The sequence below is a fragment of the Polaromonas sp. P1_E12 genome, assembly GCF_056405975.1.
Genome location: NZ_JBFUBB010000008.1, coordinates 190007 through 199767 on the forward strand (window position 1 = coordinate 190007; position 9761 = coordinate 199767).

Sequence of the window (9761 nt, forward strand, 5' to 3'; positions counted from 1 at the left end):
GGCGGCCCCCTCCGGGGGCAGCGACCCACACGAAGTGGGGGAGCGTGGGGGTGCTTACCCCACCGTGGGGGCTAATCCACAATTCCAGCACTGCTCAAAGCCACCTTCAACGACTTCACCGCAGACGCACAGCCAGCGCCGCTGCGGCATATTTTGCAGGTGGTCGAGCAACTCGCGCGCGCGGGGTTCTTCTTCGTGGTGGGTGAGCCAGACTTCGGGCTGGCATTGGTCGGGTGGAAGCTCCCCGGCGACGCTGCCCAAAAAATAGCGCTGCACACTGGCGGCAATACCGGCCTGCTGCAACACGTCGACCCACAGCGCGGCGATGGCGATATTAGGGGCGCGCGTCAGTCGGAGCATGCCGTCAGTGTAGCGGGATCACTATCAAATTCATAGCTGCTTGCGCTTGCCGTGTATGGGCCAGGAGCCAAAAAGGCTTATTTTTTTGGCGCGGCAGCCGGCGCCTCCGCGGTGGCATCTTTCTGTGCGTCCTTGTCCTTGTTTTCAAGGGCGCGGTCAGCGTAGCGGCCAAACCGCCAGGCAGTTGCTTCCTGCGTGATGCGCCGCCAGGTACCGCGTTTCTCGGCGGGCGTCATCTCGGGCCAGTGCTGTACTTCGTCAAACGTGCGGCCGCAACCCTTGCACAGGGCATCTCCCTGGCTGGTTGAACAAATGGCAATGCAGGGCGTGTCGGCGGTTGTGTCATACCAGGTCCGCCACGCCGCCAGTGCCTTGGGCGGAAAGCTTTTTTCGTCGGCCTCGTCCTCATGGTAAAAAACCAGGAGCGCGTAGACCTCGGCGAGCGCACGCAACTCGGGCGCCAGCGTCACCCCGTCGGGCGAAGGTTTTTTGTCACGCCAGTAATTGATGGCGGCTTCAATATCGGTGATGTGGATGCCGGGCATGGAACGGTGGGTCTAAGGGGCTGCCGCTGAGCGGATGGAGCGAGCGCAAGGAGGCGAAGCAAGGCGAGGAAGCAAAGAGGCAGCGCCGGGCCGTTCATTATCGGCCAGACGGGCGGGCCAGCCGCCTATGGGGGAAATTGGGGCATGTCCCCGCATCGCGCCGCTGCGCGGCAAAGACCGGGTTGCAAAAAATCTTTTTTTATTGTCAAATACCCAGACGAAGGGGAGTAACTCCCTCGTTTTGCTGCAATATACGAAAACAGACACCACAGCAAAATCGCTAACAACAAGTCGTCATTACGAAGTTGACACTTCCGGCTTGTTGGGCATGCAGCGACACTGCATGTCGAGCCAGACCTTCGATTGAAACCTGAACAGGTTTGATCGAGGTATCTGCGGCGTCCATTGGCGCCGACCCCAGCCACCCATCACACCCGTTCCGGTTTCACGAAGCCGGGAATCCGTCGTGCGCCGTCGCGCGGATTTCCAAGTCGAAACTTGACATGGAGTGTGACGTGGAACTATTTACTACCCCCTGGTGGTCCGCCCTGCTGGCGATCATCCTCATTGACCTGGTGCTCGCCGGCGACAACGCCATCGTGATCGCACTGGCCGCGCGCAACCTGCCATCCCACCTGCAGAAAAAAGCCATCGTCTGGGGTACGGTCGGCGCCATTGTGGTCCGCTCTGCCATGACGGTTGGCGTAGTGTGGCTGCTGAAAATTCCCGGCCTGATGCTGGTGGGCGGCCTGGGGCTGCTGTGGATTGCCTACAAGCTGCTGGCCGACCAGGGCGACAAGGAGCACGACGGCCCGGTTGCCCACACCTTCTGGGGCGCCATGAAAACCATCGTGGTGGCCGACGCCCTGATGGGCATCGACAACGTGCTGGGCGTGGCCGGTGCTGCGCACGGCTCGTTTGACCTGGTGGTCATCGGCCTGCTGGTCAGCATCCCGATCGTGGTGTTTGGCAGCACCATGGTGCTCAAGCTGGTGGAGCGTTTCCCCATGATCATCAATATCGGCGCCGCCGTTCTGGCCTTTACCGCCGCGAAGATGATTGTGAGCGAGCAGCTGCTCGACCCGATCTACGGCGGCCCGGGCACCATGCCTTCGGCTGAAACCCTGCACCTTGCAGCGCAGTGGGCAACCTACGCCCTTGCGGTGGCGGGCGTGCTGGGCGCAGGGTGGTGGGCCACACGACGCTCACGGTCCGCGCAGGATGCCGACCTGATTCCACATTGAAACCAGCAACCCGTGGGGGGCGTATGCCCCTCTTTCAGCCAGCAAGCTTCTAAAACGACGACAACTCAAGGAGAACTTTATGGACAACATCATTGTGTACATTGACGATGCCGCATATGCCCTGCAGATGCTGCAACCCATGCTGCCGGCCGGCGAGGCCCACAGCCCTACTCGCTGGATCGTGGTCGGCTGCGCACCCCGCGTGACGCACCGCGTCAGCAAATGGGTAACACACAGTGCGCGGGAAAGCTGGCGCGGCAAGTGGGCCGAAAAGGTGTTCGCACAGTTGACGCCTCTTCTTCAAAAAGAAGGCAACACCGTGTTGACCCAGCTGGCGCAGGCCACCCTGATCACCCAGACCGAGGGCCTCATCAAGCAGTATGGCGTTGCACGCGTGCTGGATGCCCGGCGGCCGAAATTCGGCCAGGACATGCAACCGGTCACGGCAACGCAGGCCCAGGAAAGCCACGGCATCCTGGGTTATGCCACGGCACTGGCAGGTGCCGGGCTGCTGGTCGCAAGCGACTGACGGCTTTCACTTCGTGCTGAAGTCGGGAGGGCCACCTCCCCGGCTTGATCCGCTGAATCGGGTTGCACACGGACACAAAAGACCGTGTACAACCCCGGGCACGCGGCTTCTGCTTGCCAGAGGGATGGGGGCCGAATCGGGCAGGCCGGTGGTATTCTTTGCCCATGAAACTTATCCTCAAATGGCTTTTAAGCGCAGCGGCCTTGCTGGCCGTTGCCTATCTCTACCCCGGGGTCGTGGTGACCAGCTTCACCGGCGCGCTGATTGCCGCGGCGGTGCTCGGTGCGCTCAACATGGTGGTGCGCCCGATCCTGGTTCTGCTGACGCTGCCCGTCACGCTGGTGACGCTGGGCTTGTTCCTGTTTGTCATCAACGCGCTGATGTTCTGGGCCGCGGCCAGCCTGATCAGCAGTCTGAACGTCACGGGTTTTGCCGCAGCGCTGATAGGCTCACTGATTTATTCGGTGCTGCAGCTAGCGATCGACTTTGTCCTGGAGCGCCTGCTCTTTAACAAGTAGTTCGGTCTGACGGGTTCGTGTGTCGATGATCGAACCCTCCACGTAATCTGCGTTGCCGGGGTTGCTGCGCATCAAGCCCTGCGCCGCCTTGAAGCGGTCCAGCGCCGCCGGGTAGTCCAGCTGGGCGGCGCGGCTTTCCGCATCAGCGCGAATCGCCTGAACCTGCTTGTTTTGCTTGCCGTACGCGACCGCAAGCAGCTGCCAGGCCATCGCGTCCTTGGGATGCAGCGTCACCCAGCTTTGTAGCCGGCCCGAAACGTCCTGCGCACGGTTCGCGGCCATCAACGACTGGGACTGCAGCAGTACCTCAGCGCGAGATGTCGCCCTGGAAATGTCGGCAGATGCCGCTGTCGGGGGAACCAAGCCGGCCATCAAGTCAATTTCAACGGCCAGCAGATCCACCGCATTGGCGGCATGCGGCGCACCCACAGCAAGCGGTTTCAACCGTTCCAGCAAGCTTTTCGCCGTGGTGAAATCGCGCAGCCGGGCCGCCGCAAAAGCGCCACCATACACAACTCCAGCATCACGCACATTGTCGGCCGTGGGAAGCGGTTGCAGTGCGGCAACAGGGCCTGTCTGGCGCTGGGCCTCCGCCACCATGGAGCGCAGAACATCAACCCCCGGGGCTGCCAGGATACGCGCCCGCGATGCCATCATGGCGTGTAACACGCGGGCTCTGCCGGCCTCGGTTTCTTTTTCGCGCGAGGGTTTTGCCGCGTCCGTTGAAGACAGTTGCACGCGCGCCCGCGCTTCGGCAATTCGCTCGGTCGTCAACGGATGGGATCTCAAATAGGGAAAGGAGCCGTTGTCGTTCAGGCGCGAGGCCTGCTGCAGCTTTTCGAACATGGCCGAAACACCGCGGCTTTCAAAACCCGCATCGGTCATGACCCCGAAACCCACGCGGTCGGCCTCCCGCTCCATGTCCCTGGAAAAGTTGAGCTGGTTCTGCATCGCGACCGCCTGCCCGCCGACCACGGCGGCGCTGCCGGCATTGCTGCTCTTCCCGGCAGCCAGCACGCCAAGAATCATGGCGGCAATCATCCAGGGGGTCTGGCGCGACTGTTGCGTCAGCATGCGCGCAATGTGCCGCTGGGTCACATGGCTGAGTTCATGGCCCATCACTGCGGCCACCTCATCGGAACTGCTCACCGCGGCCAGCAGGCCCAGGTGTACGCCAAAGTAGCCCCCGGGCAATGCAAAGGCATTGATGCTGCGGTCCCGGATCAGAAAAACCTGCCAGGCAAAACGCTCTTCAAGTTCGGCATTGAGCTCGCCCCGGGTCCTTGCGGCGGCTACCAGCGGCAACCAGATACTCTGGAGGTAATCGCCGAGCACCGGATCATCAATGTAGTCAGGGTCGCGGTAGATGCTGACGGCGATGCGGTCTCCAATACGGCGCTCTGCTGCCGCTGCGAGGTCGGAAGTTTCACCCAGCGATGGCAATGAACCCGTTGAGCCTCCGGTCGTACCGACGGGCGCCTGAGCCAGCGAGGAACCGCCCAAAGCCATGAAAACAATGCAGGCCAGAGCAAGGCGGTTCAGGGCCGGACGCGGCTTCACGGACACAGTTCGCCTAGAAGGAGTCAATGGGTACAAATGCAATTACCTCTGCGGTTTTGGTATCGATGAGGACAGTCCAAAAAGTCTTGCGCCCGATCATTGGAATATAGCCAATATCGCTAATCTTGCGACCCGATGCCAACGCTGATGCCAATGCGTTATCGATACCAACAATGTCCGCAGGAAAACGGGTTTTGAGTTCTGCAAGAGGCTTGGCCTGTCTCAGGATCTGGGGCTTGGCCATTTCATAGTTTTGCCATAGATCGGGACGAGCACCCAGAGGCGCGCCGTCCAGCGCCGCCATGGTTGCGTCGAAACTTTCCTTGGCGTCCTTGAACTCCCGCACTGACAACAGTGTCGGCCCGGTCAACGGCAGTTGCCGCAGCCCTTCAGGCGCAAGAGAAAGAAGCCCCGGGTCAACTTCAATGGCATGAACCACCCGAAAACGGTCGAATTCAAAAACCAGATGCACAGGACGGGCCACTGCAACCGTCCAGAGACCGTAAGCAAGCGCGGCCAACTGCAACAGCCCGATCACACACAAATCCAGACACAACTCCTTACGCGGCTTGGCGGTGTTGAACACGGCAAGGGTCATCAGCGGGCCCATGATCACATCCACCACAATGACCAACAGGAAGAGCTCGCGCCCCCCGGATATCTCGCGATAGGGATAGGGATACCAAATGATAAAAACCAGCAAAGCCGCGCACAAGGCTATTGCCAGGCTAACACCTAGATGAATACCGGAAGCCTTAAGCCGGCTCCTCCAAAACTTTGGATTTTTGAACATGGTCTTATGATGATGGATACATGTAAAGGTTCTTGCCGCAAGATGTCCGACCCAACACTCACTCATTTTGACGCTCAGGGCCAGGCCCATATGGTGGATGTATCCGGCAAAACTGCCACGCACCGTGTGGCCATCGCGCAGGGCCGTATAGTAATGAATTCAGCGACGCTGTCCATCATCCTTGCCGGTAGCGCAAAAAAAGGGGATGTGCTGGGCATTGCTCGCGTCGCCGGGATCATGGCGGCCAAAAGAACCAGCGACCTGATACCGCTATGTCATCCTTTGGCTCTGACACGGGTAACCATCAAATTCACCCCGGATGAGAAAGTCTCCTGCATCGCCTGTTCCGCAACAGTAGAGACCGTTGGTCCAACGGGCGTCGAAATGGAAGCACTGACTGCGGTGCAAATTTCTCTCTTGACGATCTATGACATGTGCAAGGCCGTAGATCGAAGCATGACCATCACCGACGTGCATGTGCTTGAGAAACACGGCGGTAAATCAGGCAGTTTCGTCCACGAGCCCTTGTAGTACCGTCCTCATCTGGCGGCCGCCGCTCCCGTCGGTGGCGCCTGCCCCGGTACAAATTTGCTGTTTTGCCGCGTCCATTGTGCGTATTCCGTCGGGAAAGCGGCCTTGTAACGCGCCAGATGCTCGACAGCTACATCATCAGAGCCGAGCATCACTGCACTTTCAATGAGCTTTTCGATAACTCGTGGCTCCGGCGAATAATGCAGCAATGCGCTTGCGGTATTAAATGTCCATTGGGCGTTTGCCGGAGTCAGAGGCGTGAGAGATATCTGGGCAAAGCGCACTTGATCGGCGAATAGCCACGAGCCCTCAATTTTGGCAAGCGTGTCGCTGCGATAGACGGCAGATCGTTCGTCCACGGGAAGATAGATCTGGCTGACGCGGCGATAGTCCCACGCAGCATAGACAACGGCTATTGCCAGAGCACCTCCCAGCAAAGGCATGCCTATGACCGATACACGGCGGGCTAATACAGGTTTTGGCAGATTCGCCGCCATCGGGGCCGCATTCTCCCGCCTCCAGAGCATTGCGATGCAAAGACAGAAAGCCATCTGAAATGGGCCATACCATAGCGGATATTCGAGCATGCTGTGGAGCAGAATCACTAGAAGCACGGTCCATGCGAGCTGGCGTGTCGGATTAGTTTCGCGCCATGGTGCACGGCGGATTGTCCAATACGCAAAGGCACCGCAAACGAATAGCGACGCGGGAAGCCCTAGCTCAACAGCCAGTTGCAGAGGTAAGTTGTGCGCGTTGTCGAGTATTTGACAGAACCGGGGACCGTTGTAAAGGGTGATGTAATGCGCGTAATCCAGTTCACCCCATCCCCAGCCAAACCACGGTTTTTGGGCAATCAGATTCAACACGTTCGACCAGAGCGTCCAGCGGCTAACGCAGAGTTCATCGCCGGCCAGAAATCGGGCTGCCGCCCCGTACAACAAGGGATCCAGCCCGGCCATCCATGGGAGGAAGAGTATGCCCAACACGTACACAGCCACTGATACCCATAGCAGCCGGCGAACGCGGGGTAGTCGCATCGCCCCCCAGTACCACCACAATCCAGCTACGAAAAATAGCTGAACCATTCCCGTGCGGGAGGAAGAAGCGGCATTTCCCAACGCAAGTACTCCCGCAGCCGAGACAAGTGCAAGTAACCGCCAGCTGTAGGCCTTCACAGCGGGGCCACGGGGCCCCGTATCCTTCGTCACCCACCAAATCACGGCAGCCAGGGAAATATTGCTAAGGGTGGCAAATTGATTGCGCTGGCGCAAGTTTGCGAAGGCCTCACCCAGTCCGGCATTGGCCACCCAGGGGGCGAGGGCATCGGCATGCCCGGAGTATTGCAACAAGGCAAAGATGCTGCTGATCGTCCCCGCCAGAAGCCATGCCAGGGAAACCGGGGCTGTCCAGTACCCGCAAAACGGAGCCTCGCTCGTCGCCTTATCCTTATATATATTCGGCAAGAAGGAGTGAAGAAACATCAGGCCAGCACCAGCGGCGAGACTCATCAGCAACGGAACAACATTGGGGGAGGGCCCTCCCGCGATTGGATTAAGCCAGGGCAACGTGATGAGTAAGGTAACGAGCCCCTTCCATGTGCCAGCAAGAAGCTTCCCTTTTCCTGTCACCATCACCTGTCGCAATCCATCACAGGCGATTTAGCTCTATAGCACGCGTTCACTTGCACTGGATAGGTCAGCTTCTCTGGCATATCTCGTTGTTTTTTTAACTGGTACAGCTGATGGTAAATTCATTTTTCCGGGGGCATCGCAGGAAACTGGATATCCGAAAGTTGTGGCCATTTACTTTTGGATAGCTCCGTCCACGACATTCTTGCCTCAGAACATGTTGCAACCGGATGCAGGCTGCAAAGAAGTTGCAGCGCACGTTTTGCTTCCACTTTATCTCCATTCAAACCCGCAGCCGTAGCATAGCGAAACAATGCGGAGGAATATGCATATCGCCTTGATACTTCTCGCATCCAGTTCAACTGCTCTGCTGTCATACCGGGGCTAGCCTGGGTTCGCGTAAAGCGGAGTAATTCCTCCAGTTGGTTTAACAATAGCGCCCGTGCCGGCGGGGATACATTGTTCCCAATGCGCGCTTCCTCATAGCGCATGTTTTGCCAGTCCTCTTCAAATGCCGGATATTCCCTTAAAACAAGAATAAAGAGGACCGCCGTCGCGATAACGATAGAAATCAATGCCGGACGTACTATCCGCTTGGCAGCCCACGGGCGCCAATCACGCAGGACCCAACCGGAGTTAGCATTCAAAACTCCCATCCAAAAGCCGACAGGAAACAGAAAGTAAGCGTAGTTCAAGGGCAATTCAACCATGGCGTGACTGAACACAAAACCCACACCGAGCAAAAGACACCAAGACAAGGCGTCATGAACTTTGCGATATTGCAAAAAAAACCAGCCCGAGAGCAACAGCACAACAGCGAGCCCTATAGGTAGTCCATTCCACAATATCAAGTCAAGAAAAAGATTGTGAGAGCTCTCAAAAAAGGTGTGTGTTGGCGGATAGGCCAATGCGGTAGCTTGTTGCGCCGCAGGTATCTGCCCCCAACCATACCCCTGCCATGGCGCCAGAGAAATTGCTTTCAGCATGGACTCCCAGTAAATGGTTCTTACGCCGGGGTTAAGCCGATCCACCGCACTGGTCACTCCATCGCCTAGCAGTAGCCATTCGTTAATCGAAGACCACATCAAAGAGATAACCAGGTAAAACGAAGCGACCGCAGCAATGCCCTCCCACTTGACGCGCAATTGACATCGTCGTCGTAGCGTTATGAACAGAAGCAGAAACCAGCACCACGCCAATAACACGGAGCGAGAGCCAGTCATGACAAGCCCAAATGCCAGCAGGAAAGCAGCTATCAGACCTATAGATGGGCGAATTTTCCCGGCTTCGAATAGAAACAGAAGCCCTGTAAGGCTGAGGAGCAGGAGCGTTGCGAAATGGTTAGGTTGCGCCAAATTCGCGTAAACACGGGCATTCGGGGGGAGTTCGATCAAAAAGAGTCCCAGCAACCGAAGGTCCAGCCACTGGTGAAATGCAATTCCCATGGAAACAATTCCAGCCAGCAGAATGGCGACCCACAACGCCGTAATGCGGGTGAGGTCGATTAAATCTTTATCGCTCGACCTTGCGTAGCGAAAACCCGTCAAAACGACCAGCCCGAACCCAGACAGGTAGAGGAACGCCATCAGGGCATCACTGCGATAAACAATCAGCCCCGTACCCAATTGAAAAAATGGAACTACTGCCAGGGCCCAAGCGGCCACCGCCAGTATTGGCACATTCACTGTTCTGTAAAAGGCCACCCACATAACCAGAGGCAAAAAAGCCACCGCCATCGCCGATTCCTGATGCGCAGAGAGCCAGGGAGAGTAATGATTCGGCAACAGATACGCAAGGAATGCCAACACAGACAACCATGCAAATAGCCTGACTCGCACTGAAGTTTCAGAAATCAACTGTCGGACTCCATCGGACAACTTTTGCCCAAATAAAAGCGGCGCGTCAAAGACGCGCCGCTTGTTAACCCATGAATTGCTGCGTTACGCAGCAATCAGGTTTTAGCCCCGGCAAGAACCTGGGAGGTATTTCGTAGGCATTGCGGTACCCGTCGATCCGGGGCCACACACCCACTTGAAGATGGTTGCGCCAACAT

At 57.8% G+C, this 9761-nt stretch carries 10 protein-coding genes; 4 read left to right on the forward strand and 6 right to left on the reverse strand.

Features of this window, described 5'->3' with window-relative positions:
• Positions 1 to 54: 54 nt before the first annotated feature.
• Together AC1D13_RS21185 and AC1D13_RS21190 are read right to left on the reverse strand one after the other, a co-directional pair.
• Positions 55 to 360, reverse strand: a complete 306-nt coding sequence (locus AC1D13_RS21185; protein ID WP_457282440.1) for a DUF2007 domain-containing protein — start codon at positions 358 to 360, stop codon at positions 55 to 57.
• Positions 361 to 437: 77 nt separating this feature from the next.
• Positions 438 to 905, reverse strand: a complete 468-nt coding sequence (locus AC1D13_RS21190) for a DUF3717 domain-containing protein (protein WP_477690234.1) — start codon at positions 903 to 905, stop codon at positions 438 to 440.
• Between the two features lie 515 nt (positions 906 to 1420).
• Between AC1D13_RS21190 and AC1D13_RS21195 the strand changes: the two genes are divergently transcribed.
• From AC1D13_RS21195 to AC1D13_RS21205, 3 genes are all read left to right on the forward strand, one after another.
• A complete protein-coding gene (locus tag AC1D13_RS21195) occupies positions 1421 to 2149 on the forward strand; it encodes a TerC family protein (protein WP_477690235.1) in 729 nt (242 codons plus the stop codon).
• 79 nt (positions 2150 to 2228) lie between these two features.
• The gene (locus AC1D13_RS21200) at positions 2229 to 2678 is read left to right on the forward strand and encodes a hypothetical protein (protein WP_457282443.1); all 450 of its coding nucleotides are present in this window, start codon (positions 2229 to 2231) and stop codon (positions 2676 to 2678) included.
• 164 nt (positions 2679 to 2842) lie between these two features.
• A complete protein-coding gene (locus tag AC1D13_RS21205) occupies positions 2843 to 3196 on the forward strand; it encodes a phage holin family protein (RefSeq protein ID WP_457282444.1) in 354 nt (117 codons plus the stop codon).
• Here the strand turns inward: AC1D13_RS21205 and AC1D13_RS21210 are convergent.
• Positions 3152 to 4756 (reverse strand): M48 family metalloprotease, encoded by a 1605-nt coding sequence (locus AC1D13_RS21210; protein ID WP_477666965.1) that lies wholly within the window; start codon positions 4754 to 4756, stop codon positions 3152 to 3154. The genes AC1D13_RS21205 and AC1D13_RS21210 overlap by 45 nt on opposite strands.
• A gap of 13 nt (positions 4757 to 4769) precedes the next feature.
• Entirely contained in the window at positions 4770 to 5549 is a 780-nt protein-coding gene (tfpZ, locus tag AC1D13_RS21215) for a TfpX/TfpZ family type IV pilin accessory protein (RefSeq protein ID WP_457282445.1), read from the reverse strand.
• Positions 5550 to 5555: 6 nt separating this feature from the next.
• On the opposite strand from tfpZ, the gene moaC reads away from it, so the two are divergent.
• Positions 5556 to 6080 (forward strand): cyclic pyranopterin monophosphate synthase MoaC, encoded by a 525-nt coding sequence (moaC, locus tag AC1D13_RS21220; RefSeq protein WP_477666966.1) that lies wholly within the window; start codon positions 5556 to 5558, stop codon positions 6078 to 6080.
• Positions 6081 to 6088: 8 nt separating this feature from the next.
• Here the strand turns inward: moaC and AC1D13_RS21225 are convergent, their stop codons facing one another.
• Both AC1D13_RS21225 and AC1D13_RS21230 read right to left on the reverse strand, forming a co-directional pair.
• Positions 6089 to 7711, reverse strand: coding sequence for a PglL family O-oligosaccharyltransferase (locus AC1D13_RS21225; protein WP_457282462.1), 1623 nt, complete (start codon positions 7709 to 7711; stop codon positions 6089 to 6091).
• A gap of 119 nt (positions 7712 to 7830) precedes the next feature.
• On the reverse strand, positions 7831 to 9564 hold the full coding sequence (locus AC1D13_RS21230; protein WP_457282447.1) for a PglL family O-oligosaccharyltransferase: 1734 nt from the start codon (positions 9562 to 9564) through the stop codon (positions 7831 to 7833).
• Positions 9565 to 9761: the final 197 nt, after the last annotated feature.